Source organism: Streptomyces sp. NRRL S-37, from assembly GCF_000721605.1.
Classification (GTDB): domain Bacteria; phylum Actinomycetota; class Actinomycetes; order Streptomycetales; family Streptomycetaceae; genus Streptomyces.
The window spans coordinates 1-15,511 of sequence record NZ_JOIZ01000008.1 but is presented as its reverse complement, the minus strand read 5'-3'; the positions used below and the strand labels follow the sequence as shown (position 1 = coordinate 15,511).

Sequence of the window (15,511 nt, the reverse complement as noted above, 5' to 3'; positions counted from 1 at the left end):
CGGCGTCGTCGCGCCGCGGTACCGAGGAGGCATTTCATGGGTCACGGGCACGCACACGGGCACCATCACCACCATCACGGACACGACCACCAGCACGAGACGACGGCCCCGCTGCCTGCCGCCTTCGACACCTCCGTGCCCGACGAGGCGCTGAACCCCGAGCAGAAGTCCCGTCGTACGCTGCTGCGCCGGGCCGGGCTGCTCGGCGCGGGCCTGGCGGCCGGCACCGTGCTGTCCGCCGGCGCCGGCGCGGCCACGCCCGCGTACGCGGCGGGTGACGGCGGCCGCGGCAAGAGCAGGAGCAAGGGCTTCCTGTGGCTGGCGGGCGACCACCACATCCACACCCAGTACAGCAGCGACGGCAAGTACCGGGTCACCGACCAGGTCCGCCAGGGCGCCCGGCACGGCATGGACTGGCTGGTCATCACCGACCACGGCGGCAGCACCCACGCCAGGATCGGCGTGGACAAGGTCAACCCGGACATCCTCGAGGCCCGCGACGCCTACGAGGACACCCTCGTCTTCCAGGGCCTGGAGTGGAACATCCCGGCCGCCGAGCACGGCACCGTCTTCGTCCACCCCGGCCGCAACGAGGTCTCCGTCCTCAAGCAGTTCGAGACCGACTACGACGGCGGCGTCAAGGGCGCCACCTCCTCCACCCCGGCCAACGAGGCGCTCGCCATCGCCGGGCTGAACTTCCTCGCCGACCAGGTCAGACGGCGCAAGGTCAAGGACGCCCTGATGCTCGCCAACCACCCCGCGCGCAAGGGCATCGACTCCCCGCACGAGATCCGCGCCTGGCGCGACGCCACCGGCGACCGGCGGATCGCCGTCGGCTTCGAGGGCGCCCCCGGCCACCAGGCGGGCGGACTGCCCAAGCCCCTCGGCCCGGGCGGGGCCCGCGGCATCTACGACGGCAGCCCGAGCGCCAACTCCTTCGCCGGCTACCCGCTGGAGAGCTACCGCACCTGGGGCGGCTTCGACTGGATGACCGCCACCGTCGGCGGCCTGTGGGACAGCCTCCTCGCCGAGGGCCGCCCCTGGTGGATCACCGCCAACTCCGACTCCCACCAGGTGTACGGCGACACCGGCGCCCGCGGCGGCGGCGACTTCAACGCCAACGGCCGCTACGACGACCCGGTCTACGCCGGACAGATCGACATCACCCAGAACGACTTCTGGCCCGGCCAGTACAGCCGCACCCACGTCGGCGCCGACGGCTTCTCCTACGCCGCCGTCATGGACGGCATCCGCGCCGGCCGCATCTGGGTCGACCACGGCCAGCTCATCAGCGGCCTCGACGTCCGCGTCTCCGGCGGCAGCCGCTGGGCCACCCTCGGCGGCGCCCTGCACGTCCGCAAGGGCACCAAGGTCACACTGACCGCCGACATCGCCCTCGCCGGCGGCAACAACTGGGCCGGGTTCACCCCGAAGCTCGCCCGCGTCGACGTCATCCAGGGCGACGTGACCGGCCCGGTCGCCGACAAGGACACCTTCACCGCGCCCACGGCGAAGGTCGCCCGGTCGTACGAGATCGGCAAGTCGGCCGGCACCGTCCGCGTCACCTTCGACCTCGGCCGCGTCGACCGCCCGGTCTACGTCCGGCTGCGCGGCACCGACGGCAACCGGTCCGCCGTCGGCGCCATGGGCGCCAAGGTCGACCCGGCGGGCCCCGCCCTCGACGTCGTCGGCGACGCCGATCCGTGGCGCGACCTGTGGTTCTACTCCAACCCGGTGTGGGTCCTGCCGTCGTGACGCCGTACGCCCTCACCGTGGACGCGGGCATCGCGGAACTGCTCGACGCCGACCGCCTGCTGCACCGGATGGCAGCCGAACTCGACCTCCCCGAGGACACGTTCGGCTGCACCCACCTGGTGCGCGACGACCGCCCGCGCGTCGCCGTGTCCCTGTCCCTGCCCTCGCGGCCGCTCCCGGACACCCTCCGGGAGCGGCTCGCGGGGTACGGCACCGTCTCCCCGGGACTGCCCGACGGGGTGGGACGCGCGGTGCTCTACCCGGGCGTCCGCGCGCTCACCGGCACGACGACCGTCGCGGAGCTCCTCGCCGGCTCCGCGATCGACCGCGTGACGGTCCTGGGCACGCCCGGACCCCCGGACCCGGGGACCCGCCTGGTGACCCGCGACCACGTACGGCCGCAGTGGCAGCGGGGCGAACTCGTCCTCGCCGCCACCCCGGCCCTGGGCGGCACCCTCGTACCGTTCGAGGCCCCGGACCCCACGCCCTGCTGCGCCGACCACTGAGCCCCGTCAGTCGCGCGGCGGGGAGAACACGAAGGAGAACTCCGCGGGCTCGGGCCACAGGTGGTACCGGGGGAGCGGGCCCGGACCGCACGACTGGGAGCCGATGCCGTGCAGCCGGTGGTCGAGGTGGATCCAGACCGTGTCCCCGGGGACGAGATCGGTGCGGTGCCGGGCGGCGTCCAGGTGTTCGGTGGTCCAGGGCCGGGCCGTGAACCAGAACTCCGGTTCGCCGTCGACCCGCAGACCGCCGATCTCCGCCCAGCGCACATCGGCGTGGGCGCCGTTCTCCTGCGGGCGGACGTAGGGCGTCTGGAGCTCCCCGACGCTCGCGTCCCACAGCAGGTCCCTCGACGCCGCCCTGGTGTCCGGATACGACTCGTTCCCGCCGCCGAACCAGAAGACGGCGTCCTCGGGGGTGGCCCCGGGGAGGCCGAAGCGGATGCCGAGCCGGGGCAGCGGCACCCGCCACTCGCCCTCCGGCACCACCGAGACGGTCAGCCGTACCCGCGTGCCGTCGGAGGTCCAGCGGTACGCCGTCCGCAGGCCCGCCTCCCGGCCGGCGGGCGCCACCCGGGTCCGTACGGTCAGCGCGTCACCGTCCGTCTCGACCGCGTCCAGCCGGTGCCGCATGCGGTGCAGGCCCAGTTCGCGCCAGAGCGGCCCGTACCGGGTGTCCGTCTGCCAGGCCGCCCCGTCGTCGTTGTCGGTCGTCGCCCGCCACACGTCCAGCCGCAGACCGCTCACCGGCACACCGAGGAGGGTGCGGGGTGCGCCGGTGCGGGCGTCGAAGACCGCCGGTCCCAGGGTGATCCGGCCGTCGTCGACGGCGGGGCGCACGCCGGTCGCCGCCGGCGGCGGGGTACGACGGGCCACCGTCCCCTGCGCCCAGGCCACTTCGTGGCCCCGGCCGGCCCACGGCGTGTCCTCGGCGAGGAGCGCCTGCACCGTCCACTGCACCTCCTCGCCCCCGCCGTCCGGCGCCCCGGGCAGCTCGACCTCCGCCGACTCCCCGGGGGCCAGCGGCGGCACGGTGAGCCGGTGCGCCCCCGTCGGCACGCCGTCCACCTGGTGGGAGAACACGAACTCCAGAGAGGACAGGTCCGCGAAGTCGTACCGGTTGGTCACCCGTACGGTGCCCTCCGCGGCGCCCGCCTCGATCCGGACCGGCTCGATCACCTTCTTGTACTCGGCCAGGCCCGGCGACGGCGTGCGGTCAGGGAACAGCAGCCCGTCGCAGACGAAGTTGGCGTCGTGCAGCTCCTCCCCGAAGTCACCGCCGTAGGCGTAACCCAGCTCCGGGTGCTCGACGCCGTGGTCGATCCACTCCCAGACGAAGCCGCCCTGGAGCCGGTCGTACCGCTCGAACAGCTCCTGGTACTCGGTGAGTCCGCCGGGGCCGTTGCCCATGGCGTGCGCGTACTCGCAGAGGATCAGCGGCAGTTCGCGCCCGCGGCGGGTGCCGCCGTCCAGGCCCCGCGCGATCCGCTCGACCTCCTCGTGCGACGGGTACATCCGCGAGTACACGTCCGTGTCCCGGCAGCCGGGGTCACCCTCGTAGTGCACCGGGCGGGACGGGTCCCGGCCGTGGATCCAGTCGGCCATCGCGGTGAGTCCGCGTCCGGTGCCGGCCTCGTTGCCGAGGGACCACATGACCACCGAGGGGTGGTTCTTGTCCCGCTCCACCATGCGCGCGGCCCGGTCCAGCAGGGCCGGCGTCCAGCGCTCGTCGTCGACGGGGTTGTCCCGCCAGTCCTGTTCGACGAAGCCGTGGGTCTCCAGGTCGCACTCGTCGATCACCCACAGCCCGTACGTGTCGCACAGGTCGAGGAAGGCCGGGTGCGGCGGGTAGTGGGAGGTGCGGACCGCGTTGACGTTGTGCCGCTTCATCAGCAGCACGTCCTCGCGCATGGTGTCGAGGTCCAGCGCGCGGCCCTTGCGGGGGTGCCACTCGTGCCGGTTGACGCCCTTGAACAGCAGGGGGGTTCCGTTCACCTTGATCAGGCCGTCCTCGACGACGACCGTGCGGAAGCCGATGCGCAGCGGGACGCGCTCGCCCGCCGTGGCCAGCACCCCCTCGTACAGCCGGGGCGTCTCCGCCGTCCACGGCTCGACCGGGAGCGTCACCGGTTCGCCGGCCGCCACGTCGATGCCCAGCTCCTCGACGGTCACGCGCCCTTCGACGTCGGAGTCGACGCGCAGGGTGCCCGTACCGGTGACGTGGTCGTAGGAGGCGTGCACGAAGAAGTCGCCCACGCCGCCCGCCGGGCGGTGCAGCAGGGTCACGTCACGGAAGATGCCGGGCAGCCACCACTGGTCCTGGTCCTCCAGGTACGACCCCGCCGACCACTGGTGGACCCGGACCGCGAGGACGTTCCCGGACGGCTTCAGCAGGTGCCCGACCGCGAACTCGTGCGGCAGCCGGGATCCCTTGAACTCCCCGATGTCCGTGCCGTTCAGCCAGACCCGGGCGCAGGACTCCACCCCGTCGAAGCGGAGCACGGCCCCGCCCTCGCCCGGCCAGTCCCCGGGGAGGTCGAAGACGCGCAGGTGGTCGCCGGTCGGGTTCTCGGTGGGGACGTACGGCGGGTCGACGGGGAAGGGGTAGAGGTGGTTGGTGTAGACCGGCGCGCCGTGGCCCTGGAGCACCCAGTGGCCGGGCACGGTCACCTCCGGCCAGCTCCCGGCGTCGTACCCGGGCGCGGCGAAGGAGTCGTCCTCGGCGTCGGCGGTCGCGGACACCCGCAGGCGCCAGCCGCCGTTCAGGGAGAGGGAGGCCGCGTCGGAGGACGCGTACCGGGCGCGCGGGGGCAGTGTCCCGCGGCCGGGGGAGACGTCCTCGACATAGCCGGTCGTAGAGGTGCGCGATGACATGGGTCTCCTGGATCGGTGTCTCGGGTGCGGCTGACGGCGGGAGGGTGTTCAGGGACTCGTGGTGCGCGGGGCGTCACCCTTCGGCGCGGGGCGGGAAGAAGCCTGTCCGGAGCGTCGCGGTCCGTTCGTGAGGGGGAACGGGACGGGGGTCACCGGCGGTCGCCGGCGGTACGGTTCCCGGCGCGCCCGCCGGCCGACCGCAGCACCCCCTCCAGCGCGAACGTCGCCGCTCCCAGGCACACCGGATCGGTCGGGATCGGGGAGAGGACGATCCGGGCGGCGGCCAGCGGGCGGCGCAGCGCGTGCCGGGCGACGGCCGTACGCACCTCGTCGAGCAGCGGCTCCCCGAACGCGGCCGCGACCCAGCTGCTGAGCACGATCACCTCCGGGTTGAAGAGGTTGACCAGACCGGCGATCCCGGCGCCGAGGTAGCGGGCGGTGTGCCCGAGCACCTCCACCGCCACCGGATCGCCCGCCCTCACCCCCCGGGCGAGCGCGTCGATGGTGGCCGTCTGGTCGCCGGCCCGCAGCAGCGGGCTGTCCGGGCTCAGCTCCCGCAGGCTGCGCATGATCCCGGGCGCGCCGGTGTACGTCTCCACACAGCCGCGGTTGCCGCAGTGGCAGGGGCGGCCGTCCAGGACGAGGGTGGTGTGCCCCCACTCGCCGGCGCTGTCGCTCACCCCCCGGTGCACCCCGCCGCCCAGCACCAGTCCGGCCCCCACCCCGGTCCCGAGGTTCACCACCACCGCGTCCCCGCACCCGCGCGCCGCCCCGCACCACAGCTCGGCCACCGCGCAGGCCCGCAACGGGTTGTCCAGGTACAGGGGGTGGGCGATGTGCTCCGCGAGCAGGTCGAGCAGGGGCACGTCGTGCCAGTCCCAGTTCGGCGCGTACGCGGAGGTCCCGGTGTCCCGGTCCACCTGGCCCGGCACGCTCACCCCGACCCCGAGCACCCGCGCGCCCTCCACCCCGGCCCGCGCCACCACCGACCCCACCGCCGCGGCCACCTGCCCCACGACCTGCTCGGGCCGGCTCTCGCCGGGGCGCATGTCCTCCTCGGCGCGGGCCAGCACGTTCAGCGCGAGGTCGAACAGCTCGACCCGGACGTAGGTCTCGGCGATGTCCACGCCGATCAGCGCACCCCCCGGCGCGTCGACGGCCACCAGGCCCCGGGGACGGCCGCCGGCCGAGTCCTCGAAACCCACCTCGGTGATCATGCCGAGGCCGAGCAGTTCCCCGACCAGCGTGGCGACGGTGGCGAGGCTCAGGCCCGTGGCGGCCGCCAGCTCCTGCCGGGAGGTCGGTGACGCGGCGATGATCTGGCGCAGCACCTGGTAGCGGTTGGCCGTACGGATGTCCCGCGATGTGCGCTTCACCGTCAGCTGCCCCCATCCCTGCCGGGCCGACCGGGCACCGGCGCGCGGCAAGGCTATGGCGCGGACGGACCTTTCGACAAGGGGTTCGGAAAGGGGTTTGACGAAGTCCGGCCGGGGTCGGTGGACGTCCGGGGCGTCAGCCGCCCAGGACGTCCCGGACGAAGGCGTTGGTGAACGTGCCCGCCGGGTCCAGGTCGCGGACGAGGGCCCGGAAGTCGTGCAGGCGCGGGTAGCGGGCGTGCAGCTCCGCCGCCGGGGTGGTGAACACCTTCCCCCAGTGCGGACGCGGGTCGAACGGCGCCAGCGCCTCCTCCAGCCGCCGCACCACGGGCAGCACCGCCCGGGTGTCCTCGATCCAGGTGAAGTGGAGGGCCACCGTGTCCCGGCCGTAGGAGGGGCTCAGCCACTGGTCGTCGGCGGCGACGGCGCGCACCTCGCAGGTCTGCAGCACCGGGGCGACCGTCTCCCGGATCCCGTCCAGCGCCCGCAGCGCGGCGACGGCCGACTCCCGCGGCAGCAGGTACTCCGACTGGAGTTCCGCACCGCTGCTCGGGGTGAACTCCGCCCGGAAGTGCGGCAGCCGCTCGTGCCAGGGCCCGGCCACGCCGAACTGCTCGGTGCAGTTCACCGCCGGCATGCCCGGCACCGGGTGCATCTTCTCCGTCGCCGGAGCCGCCCAGGGGACGTCCGGCAGCGGCTGGTCGGTGCGCCGCTTCAGCCACACCTGCCGGAAGCCCGGCTCCCGCCAGTCGGTGAACAGGCTCACGCTGTACGCCGCCGACATCACCTTCTCGAACGTGGCCTGATCCAGCCCCTCCAGGGGCATCTCGGTGAACACGTGCTGCTCCACCTCGAAGGCCGGCTCCAGGTCCAGGGTGAGCGCGGTGACGACACCGAGCGCGCCCAGCGAGGTGACCGCGCCGCCGAACCGCTCGTCGCCGCGCGCCACGGTCACCGTCGAGCCGTCCGCCGTGACCAGTTCCACCGCGCGCACGGACGAGGCCAGCGGGCCGTTGCCGACGCCGGAGCCGTGGGTGCCGGTGGCGACCGAGCCGGCCACCGAGATGTGCGGCAGCGACGCCATGTTCGCCAGGGCCAGCCCGTGCCGGTGCACCTCGCGGGCCAGCTCGGCGTAGCGCACGCCGCCCCCGACCCGTACCGTCCGGGCCGCCCGGTCCACGTCGATCTCGGCGGGCAGCGCGTCCAGGGAGAGCAGGACGCCGTCCTCACCGGGCTCGGCGATCTCGTTGAAGGAGTGCCCGCTGCCGAGGGTCCGTACCCGGGAGCTCTCCGCGACCAGTGCGCGCAGCGCCTCCAGGGTGCGCGGGCGGTGCAGCTCCTTGGCGGCGTACGTGATGTTGCCCGCCCAGTTGGTCACGCTCTCGGTCATTCCTCGTCCTTCCTGACGCCGGGGACCGAAAAGGTCCCCGCCGGAACCTACCTCGCGCGTGGACCGCGCCCTGTGGGGGGACCCGGCCCCCCGGATGTCCGAGCGGGGGCATACCGTGAGGAGTCGTACGTCCGCACCGGGAGGAGAACAACGGGATGGGCAGCCGTACCGCGCTGGTCGAGGATCTGATGGAGCGGTTCCCGCACGTGCCGCGCGAAGCCGTCTTCAAGGAGGACCTGCTGCGCGGCGGTGTGGCCTTCGACCCGTCCGCGCTCAGCGACAACGAGGGCGGTGAGGTCAAACCGAAGTCGTACTTCATCTTCTCCTTCGACCACGGCACCCTGCCCGAGCTGGGCGAGGCGGCGCTGCGCCGCCCGCCGGAGGAGATCATCCTCACCGGCGGCCCGTACGACCTGCGCCGCACGGTCGTCTCGGTCCGCGTGAACCCGGCCTCCCCCTACCGCGTCGCCGCCGACGAGCACGGCGTGCTCGGCCTCTACCTCGACGGCAGGCGGATCTCGGACGTCGGCGTGCCGCCCATGCCCGAGTACTACCGGCACAAGCTGTCCAACGGGAAGTCGGTCATGGAGGTCGCCCCCACCATCCAGTGGGGCTACCTGATCTATCTGACCGTCTTCCGGGTCTGCCAGTACTTCGGCGCCAAGGAGGAGTGCCAGTACTGCGACATCAATCACAACTGGCGCCAGCACAAGGCGGCGGGCCGGCCCTACACCGGGGTGAAGGACGTCGAGGAGGTCCTGGAGGCCCTCGAGATCATCGACCGGTACGACACCGCGAAGGCGTCCACCGCCTACACCCTCACCGGCGGCGCCATCACCAAGACGGTCTCCGGCCGTGACGAGGCCGACTTCTACGGCCACTACGCCAAGGCCATCGAGGAGCGCTTCCCCGGCCGCTGGATCGGCAAGGTCGTCGCCCAGGCGCTGCCCAGGGACGACGTGCAGCGCTTCAAGGACTACGGCGTGCAGATCTACCACCCCAACTACGAGGTGTGGGACGAGTACCTGTTCAAGATGTACTGCCCCGGCAAGGAGCGGTACGTCGGCCGCGACGAGTGGCACAAGCGCATCCTCGACTCCGCGGAGGTCTTCGGCGCGCGCAATGTGATCCCGAACTTCGTTGCGGGCGTGGAGATGGCTGAGCCGTTCGGCTTCAAGACGGTCGACGAGGCCATCGCCTCCACCACCGAGGGCCTGCGCTTCTTCATGTCGCACGGCATCACGCCCCGCTTCACCACCTGGTGCCCGGAGCCCACCACCCCGCTCGGCAAGGCCAACCCGCAGGGCGCCCCGCTGGAGTACCACATCCGTCTCCTCCAGGCCTACCGGCAGACCATGGAGGACTTCGGCCTCTCCTCGCCCCCCGGCTACGGCCCGCCCGGACCCGGCAACGCGGTGTTCTCCGTCAGCTCCTTCATGGACAGCCTCCCGGCGCGGGAGTCCGCCGGGACGGTCTGAGACACCGGGGCCCAGGGCCCTCGCGGAGAAAACGGGAAGGCCGGAACCGAGACGTTCCGGCCTTCCGTGCGTATGGTCCCTGCGAGGGGTGGCCATGCCGCCACGCAAAGTGAGGGAAGCGCTTGTCAGTTGTGGCGGGAGCGTGAAAAGCTCGGCCACTGCCGCGAGGTTTCCCCAACTCCACTGCCCCTATGGCGAGTTGCCTCGCTCGTGATGCGGGAGTCGCATGCCCGACCTGCCGAGCCCCCAGGACGCCGCCGAGGCGGCGCTGTTCTCCGAGTGCTGGGACGCCGCACTCTCCTACGCCGACCTGTGCACCGCCGGGTCCGCCGCCGCGGCGGACCTGGCCCGCGAGGCCTTCGCGCAGGGCATACGGGAGCTGCGCGAGGCCGAGTCGGGCACCGTCCGCGGCTACGGCCGCCGTTCCACCCGGCTGCCCCGGATCCCCGTACTGCTGACGGCGGTCCGCGGCACGGCCGCCGCCTGGGAGGAGGCGGGACAGGGCCACAAGCTCGACCCCGACCTGCGGCTGTGGCTCCACTCCGGCCAGGCCGCCCGCTACACCGGCCCGCCGCTGGAACGCCCGGTCGCCCTGCGGGGACTGCGCGATCTGCAGCCGGCGGACGCCGAACTGCTCTGGCTGGCCGAGGCGGAGTCCCTGCCGCTGCCCCTGGTGGCCCGCCGGCTCGGCCTCGACCCCGCCACCGCCGCCGGTGAACTCGCCCAGGTCGGCCGCCTGTTCCGGGACCGCTGCCACCGCAACCACCTCGACTCGCCCCTGGACGCCGAGTGCCGCAGCTACGCCCGGCTCCTCGACGCCGTCACCCGCTCGCCCGCCGCGGACACCCCCGGCGATCTCTCCCGCCACCTCGCCACCTGTGTGCCGTGCGCCGAGGTCGCCGCCTGTCTGCGGCTGCACGGCGGGGGACTGCCCGGCGCGCTGGCCGGCGGGGTGATCGGCTGGGGCGGCCTCGCCTATCTGGAACGCCGCCGCCGCGCCGCCGAGGTACGGCTCGGGGCCGGACGCCCGGACCGGACCGACCCGGACGGCGGTGACCCGGCGGACGGCACGGCCAGGACGAGCACGGCCCGGCACGGTCTGCTGGTCGCCGCCCTCCTGGTCTCCCTCCTCGCGCTCGCGGTCTCCCTGATGCCGTTCGGCGACACGGCCGACGAGAGCGCCGAACGCGCCGACGCCGACCGGCAGCCGGTGGCCGACCCCGGCCCCTCCCTGCCCTCCGCCCCCACGGCCTCCCCGGACACCCCGTCCCCGTCCCCGTCCGCTGAACCGTCCGCCGGGCGCACCCCGGAGCGGGAGGACCCCGACCCCGACCCCGAACCGCAGGGCACCTCCTCCGCCACCGCCTCCTCCGCCGCCTCCTCCGCCTCCGCCGACGGCGAGCCGGCCGCCTGCCACGCGGACTACGACCTGGTCAACCAGTGGCCCGACGGCTTCCAGGCCACCGTCACCGTCACCACACACGACCCCCTCGACTCCTGGCGCGTCGGCTTCGCCCTCCCCGACGGCCAGCGGATCACCCAGATGTGGGACGCCTCGCCCGACCAGGACGGCTCCCGGGTCACCGCCACCGCCGCCGACTACAACAAGTCGGTCGCCGCCGGCGGGAAACTCGCCTTCGGCTTCCTCGCCTCCCACGACGGCGCGCACCGCCCGCCGTCCGGCTTCACGCTCAACGGCCGCGCCTGCGCGACCGCTTGACGGAGGACCCGGAAAACGAATTGACGGACCGGGGAGCCGACGGGTTACTGTGACCGCGGAACACACGGTGGCCGTGCGCCGCCGTACCGGGACCGTTCATGGAGTGAGGAGGTGTCGACCGATGGCTGTCATTGCGCTGGGCGCTGCCCGCATTCAGGAATCCATCACGTCCACCTCCGTGGCCACCGGCTGACCTCATCCTTTTCCCGTCCGCGTACGGATGCGTACGCGCGGCCGCCGGGGCCACCCACCTGAAGGGTCACCCCCTTGAGTTCCAGTTCCATCTCCGTCTCCTCCGCGCTCGCCCCCTACGGCTGGGACGACACCTGGGCGGACGCGTTCGCCCCCTACGCCGCGGAAGGGCTGCTGCCCGGCCGTGTGATCCGGGTCGACCGCGGCCAGTGCGACGTCGTCACCGCCGGCGGCACCCTGCGCGCCGACACCGCCTTCGTCACCCCGCACGACCCCCTGCGGGTCGTCTGCACGGGCGACTGGGTCGCCGTCGAACCCGGAGGGAACCCCCGCTACGTCCGCGCGTACCTGCCACGCCGTACCGCCTTCGTGCGCTCCACCTCCTCCAAGCGGTCCGAGGGGCAGATCCTCGCCGCCAACGTCGACCACGCCGTCGTCGCCGTCTCGCTCGCCGTCGAACTCGACCTGGCCCGCATCGAACGCTTTCTCGCGCTCGCCTGGGAGTCCGGGGCGCAGCCGGTGGTCGTCCTCACCAAGGCCGACCTGGTGCCGGACGCGGTGACCCGGGCGCACCTCGTCCAGGACGTGGAGACCAGCGCGCCGGGCGTGCCGGTGCTCACCGTCAGCGCGAGGGACGGGGACGGACTCGACGTCCTCACCGCGATCACCGCCGGCGGCACGTCGGTGCTGCTCGGGCAGTCCGGCGCGGGCAAGTCCACCCTGGCCAACGCGCTCCTCGGCGAGGACGTGATGGACGTCCAGGCCACCCGGGACGTCGACGGCAAGGGCCGGCACACCACGACCACCCGCAACCTGCTGGCGCTGCCCGGCGGGGGAGTCCTCATCGACACCCCGGGCCTCAGGGGCGTCGGCCTGTGGGACGCCGGAGCCGGCGTCGGCCAGGTGTTCGCCGAGATCGAGGAGCTCGCCGAGCGCTGCCGGTTCCAGGACTGCGCCCACGAGAGCGAACCGGGCTGTGCCGTCCTCGACGCCGTCGAGACCGGTGACCTGCCGCAGCGCCGCCTGGAGAGCTACCGCAAGCTGCTCCGGGAGAACCAGTACATCGTCGCCAAGACCGACGCCAGGCTCCGCGCGGAGATCCGCAAGGACTGGAAGCGCAAGAGCGCCATCGGCAAGGCGGCGATGGAGGCCAAGCGGGGCCGCCTGCGGTAGCGCACCTTCATGTCCGATTTCCGCCAGCCGGGACCTCCCGGCCGGCGGAGACTGGACGGTATGAAGGACGAGGACAGCAGGTACGAGGCGGTGCGCAGCCGGGACGCCCGGTTCGACGGGGCGTTCTTCTTCGCCGTGGAGACGACCGGCATCTACTGCCGGCCCAGCTGCCCCGCCGTCACCCCGAAACGGCACAACGTGCGGTTCTTCGCGACCGCCGCCGCCGCGCAGGGCTCCGGGTTCCGCGCCTGCCGGCGCTGCCGCCCGGACGCCGTGCCCGGCTCCGCCGAGTGGAACGTGCGGGCCGACGTCGTCGGCCGGGCCATGCGGCTGATCGCCGACGGCGTCGTCGACCGCGAGGGCGTCGCCGGACTCGCCGCACGGCTCGGCTACAGCGCCCGCCAGGTGCAGCGCCAGCTCACCGGCGAGCTCGGCGCCGGGCCCGTCGCGCTCGCCCGCGCCCAGCGGGCGCACGCCGCGCGCGTCCTCCTGCAGACCACCGGCCTTCCGGTCACCGAGATCGCCTTCGCCGCCGGATTCGCCAGCGTGCGGCAGTTCAACGACACGGTACGGGCCGTGTACGCCACCACCCCCAGCGAACTGCGCGCCTCCGCGCCCCGGCGGGGCCGGGAGCGCACCGCCACCCCGTCCGCCGGGATCCCCCTGCGGCTCGCCCACCGCGGCCCCTACCCGGCGGGACCCGTCTTCGACCTGCTGGAACGCGAGGCCGTTCCCGGCGTCGAGGACGTGAGCGGCACCCCGGGCACCCGCACCTACCGGCGCACCCTGCGCCTGCCCCACGGCACCGGCATCGCCGCCGTCGGCGAACGCCCGCACACCGGGCGGGGCGCCCACCCTGGCGGCTGGCTCGACGCCCGCGTCCACCTCACCGACCCCCGCGACCTGACCACCGCCGTACAACGCCTGCGACGGCTGTTCGACCTGGACGCCGACCCGTACGCCGTCGACGGACGGCTCGGCGCCGACACCCGGCTCGCCCCGCTGGTCGCCGCCCGGCCCGGGCTGCGCTCACCGGGGGCCGCCGATCCGGACGAACTGGCGGTGCGCGCGCTGACGGGCCGCGACGAGGCCGCACGGCTCGTCCAGCGGTACGGCAAGCGGCTCGACGCCCCCTGCGGCCCCCTCACCCACCTGTTCCCCGAAGCCGCCGTCCTCGCCGGGGCCGAGCCCGGCGGCACCCTGGGCGCGCTCACCGCCGCCCTCGCCGACGGCACCGTACGCCTCGGACCCGGCGCCGACCGGGACGAGGCCGAGGCCGCCCTGGCCGCCGTCCCCGGCCTCGACGCCCGTACGATCGCCGAGATCCGCACCCGCGCGCTCGGCGACCCGGACGTGGCCCCGCCCGGACCCGGCGTTCCCGAAAGCTGGCGCCCCTGGCGCTCGTACGCCCTGAACCACCTGCGCGCCGCAGGGGAGTTGGAGTGACCATGATGACCACGACCACGACCACGTACTGGACGCGTGTGGACAGCCCCGTCGGACCGCTGCTGCTCACCGCCGCCCCGACCGGCGAGCTGACCTCGCTGTCCGTGCCCGGGCAGAAGGGCGGGCGCACGCCGGCGGACGACTGGCGGCGGGACCCCGGACCGTTCCGCGAGGCCGAGCGGCAGCTCACCGCGTACTTCGCCGGCGAGCTGACGGAGTTCCGGCTGGCCATGAGCGCCACCGGCACCCTGTTCCGGGAGAAGGTGTGGGCCGCGCTCGACGACGTCCCCTACGGGAAGACCGTGTCCTACGGCGAGATCGCGGCCCGGATCGGTGCGCCGAGGGCCGCCGTACGGGCCGTCGGCGGCGCGATCGGCGCGAACCCGCTGCTCATCGTCCGCCCCTGCCACCGGGTGATCGGCGCCGACGGCTCGCTGACCGGATACGCCGGCGGGCTGGAGCGCAAGGTGCGGCTGCTCACCCACGAGGGCGTGCCGCTGCCGTGAGCCGAGGGGGCGAGGGGCTCAGCTCCAGAACACCGCGCCCAGCCACGCCGCCGTGATCACCTGGCAGGTGAACAGCTCCGCCAGCACGCTCCACCCGCCCGAGCGCAGCGCCGTGCGCAGCGCCGCGACCGCCTCGCCGTGGCGGCCGAGACGCAGCCGCTCGAAGACGTAGATCCCGGCGAGGAAACCCGGAACCGCGCCGAGCACGGGCAGCAGCACGAAACCCAGGAACGAGCCGCAGCCCGCGTACGCCAGCATCCGGCCGTCGTCGCCGCCCGCCCGCAGCCGGCGCGGCGGCAGCGCCCAGCGCACCGCCTGGGACAGGAACAGCACGCCGGTCGCCCCCACGCACACCCACCACGCGACGGGCCGCGGTTCCTTCAGCGCCCACCACAGGACCCCGGCCCACACCAGCCACGACCCGGGCACTCCTGGCAGCAGCACTCCGCACAGTCCGAGCAGGAGCACCAGTCCGGTGAGCAGGAGGTCCCACGCTCCCATTCTTCCAGGGTGCGGGAGTCCGGGGGGCGGCGCAGGACGGAAACGGGCCGTGGCGCCCCTGTCGCACAGCCGTCCCGGGTGTGGTGCGGGACGGGGGATTTTTCCCGATGCCCCGTTTCCATCCGGCCCGTGCGGTGGACAATCGGTGACATGAGCCAGCAGGGGGAAAGGCCCACCGGTCCGGAGGACGACTGGTGGGGGCAGTTGTACGACGACGCCACCGGTGACACGGGCCCCGTACCGGCGCCCGATTCCCTGGACGACCGCTTCGCCTCCGCGTCCGGCACGCTGAACGCGGGCGCTCCCGCCCCGGCGGGTGGCCCGCTGAACGCGGGTGGTCCTGTCCCGGCGGACGGCCCCGCCCCGGCGCCTGGCCCGCTGGGAGCGGGTGGTTCCGCTCCGGCGGGCGGTCCCGCCCCGGCGGACAGCCCCGCCCCCTACGGCTTACGTTCCACGCCGACGGTCCCGGACCCCCGCCCGGCCCCCGACGCGCCGGCGGACCTCCCGCCGCGACCCGCCGGGGCTCCGCCCGAGCCCCCGACCCCGCCCCCGCCGTCACAGCCTCCTGCCTCCTCCACCTCCGGCAGGGCCTACGGC

General features: G+C 74.0%; 11 protein-coding genes and 1 pseudogene. 8 read left to right on the top strand and 4 right to left on the bottom strand.

What is annotated here, in order from left to right; all coding sequences use genetic code 11:
* Window positions 1-36 precede the first annotated feature (36 nt).
* Together IH50_RS0114550 and IH50_RS0114545 are read left to right on the top strand one after the other, a co-directional pair.
* Window positions 37-1,755 (top strand): PHP domain-containing protein, encoded by a 1,719-nt coding sequence (locus IH50_RS0114550; RefSeq protein WP_030861226.1) that lies wholly within the window; start codon window positions 37-39, stop codon window positions 1,753-1,755.
* Entirely contained in the window at window positions 1,752-2,261 is a 510-nt protein-coding gene (locus IH50_RS0114545) for a hypothetical protein (protein WP_030861224.1), read from the top strand. The genes IH50_RS0114550 and IH50_RS0114545 overlap by 4 nt, the downstream gene beginning before the upstream one ends.
* 6 nt (window positions 2,262-2,267) lie before the next feature.
* Here IH50_RS0114545 and IH50_RS0114540 read toward each other — a convergent pair whose 3' ends face one another.
* From IH50_RS0114540 to IH50_RS0114530, 3 genes are all read right to left on the bottom strand, one after another.
* Window positions 2,268-5,132 (bottom strand): glycoside hydrolase family 2 TIM barrel-domain containing protein, encoded by a 2,865-nt coding sequence (locus tag IH50_RS0114540; protein ID WP_030861221.1) that lies wholly within the window; start codon window positions 5,130-5,132, stop codon window positions 2,268-2,270.
* A 149-nt stretch (window positions 5,133-5,281) separates the two neighbouring features.
* Window positions 5,282-6,508 (bottom strand): ROK family transcriptional regulator, encoded by a 1,227-nt coding sequence (locus IH50_RS0114535; protein ID WP_030861219.1) that lies wholly within the window; start codon window positions 6,506-6,508, stop codon window positions 5,282-5,284.
* 136 nt (window positions 6,509-6,644) lie between these two features.
* Window positions 6,645-7,898 carry an FAD-binding protein gene (locus tag IH50_RS0114530; RefSeq protein WP_030861217.1) on the bottom strand — a complete coding sequence of 418 codons (1,254 nt, stop codon included), beginning with the start codon at window positions 7,896-7,898 and terminating at the stop codon, window positions 6,645-6,647.
* A gap of 155 nt (window positions 7,899-8,053) precedes the next feature.
* Between IH50_RS0114530 and IH50_RS0114525 the strand changes: the two genes are divergently transcribed.
* The 5 genes from IH50_RS0114525 to IH50_RS0114505 all read left to right on the top strand — a co-directional run bounded on the left by IH50_RS0114525 (window position 8,054) and on the right by IH50_RS0114505 (window position 14,413).
* Window positions 8,054-9,376 carry a radical SAM protein gene (locus tag IH50_RS0114525; RefSeq protein WP_030861215.1) on the top strand — a complete coding sequence of 441 codons (1,323 nt, stop codon included), beginning with the start codon at window positions 8,054-8,056 and terminating at the stop codon, window positions 9,374-9,376.
* A 226-nt stretch (window positions 9,377-9,602) separates the two neighbouring features.
* Window positions 9,603-11,096, top strand: a complete 1,494-nt coding sequence (locus IH50_RS0114520; protein ID WP_030861213.1) for a cellulose-binding domain-containing protein — start codon at window positions 9,603-9,605, stop codon at window positions 11,094-11,096.
* 267 nt (window positions 11,097-11,363) lie between these two features.
* On the top strand, window positions 11,364-12,461 hold the full coding sequence (gene rsgA, locus IH50_RS0114515) for a ribosome small subunit-dependent GTPase A (protein WP_030861211.1): 1,098 nt from the start codon (window positions 11,364-11,366) through the stop codon (window positions 12,459-12,461).
* A 60-nt stretch (window positions 12,462-12,521) separates the two neighbouring features.
* Window positions 12,522-13,907 (top strand): bifunctional transcriptional activator/DNA repair enzyme AdaA, encoded by a 1,386-nt coding sequence (locus tag IH50_RS0114510; protein WP_030861209.1) that lies wholly within the window; start codon window positions 12,522-12,524, stop codon window positions 13,905-13,907.
* 2 nt (window positions 13,908-13,909) lie between these two features.
* The gene (locus IH50_RS0114505; RefSeq protein WP_030861207.1) at window positions 13,910-14,413 is read left to right on the top strand and encodes a methylated-DNA--[protein]-cysteine S-methyltransferase; all 504 of its coding nucleotides are present in this window, start codon (window positions 13,910-13,912) and stop codon (window positions 14,411-14,413) included.
* An 18-nt stretch (window positions 14,414-14,431) separates the two neighbouring features.
* Here IH50_RS0114505 and IH50_RS0114500 read toward each other — a convergent pair whose 3' ends face one another.
* Window positions 14,432-14,914, bottom strand: a complete 483-nt coding sequence (locus IH50_RS0114500) for a DUF456 domain-containing protein (RefSeq protein ID WP_030861205.1) — start codon at window positions 14,912-14,914, stop codon at window positions 14,432-14,434.
* Window positions 14,915-15,064: 150 nt separating this feature from the next.
* Here IH50_RS0114500 and IH50_RS42530 point away from each other — a divergent pair.
* Window positions 15,065-15,511 (top strand): annotated as a pseudogene (locus IH50_RS42530) (hypothetical protein); the annotation flags it as partial.

What these genes read in the sequence shown, in the direction of transcription:
- IH50_RS0114550 (WP_030861226.1), top strand. Translation starts at nt 37, where the DNA reads ATGGGTCACGGGCACGCACACGGGCACCATCACCACCATCACGGACAC.
- IH50_RS0114540 (WP_030861221.1), bottom strand. Translation starts at nt 5,132, where the DNA reads ATGTCATCGCGCACCTCTACGACCGGCTATGTCGAGGACGTCTCCCCC.
- IH50_RS0114530 (WP_030861217.1), bottom strand. Translation starts at nt 7,898, where the DNA reads ATGACCGAGAGCGTGACCAACTGGGCGGGCAACATCACGTACGCCGCC.
- IH50_RS0114525 (WP_030861215.1), top strand. Translation starts at nt 8,054, where the DNA reads ATGGGCAGCCGTACCGCGCTGGTCGAGGATCTGATGGAGCGGTTCCCG.
- IH50_RS0114520 (WP_030861213.1), top strand. Translation starts at nt 9,603, where the DNA reads ATGCCCGACCTGCCGAGCCCCCAGGACGCCGCCGAGGCGGCGCTGTTC.
- IH50_RS0114510 (WP_030861209.1), top strand. Translation starts at nt 12,522, where the DNA reads ATGAAGGACGAGGACAGCAGGTACGAGGCGGTGCGCAGCCGGGACGCC.
- IH50_RS0114505 (WP_030861207.1), top strand. Translation starts at nt 13,910, where the DNA reads ATGATGACCACGACCACGACCACGTACTGGACGCGTGTGGACAGCCCC.
- IH50_RS0114500 (WP_030861205.1), bottom strand. Translation starts at nt 14,914, where the DNA reads ATGGGAGCGTGGGACCTCCTGCTCACCGGACTGGTGCTCCTGCTCGGA.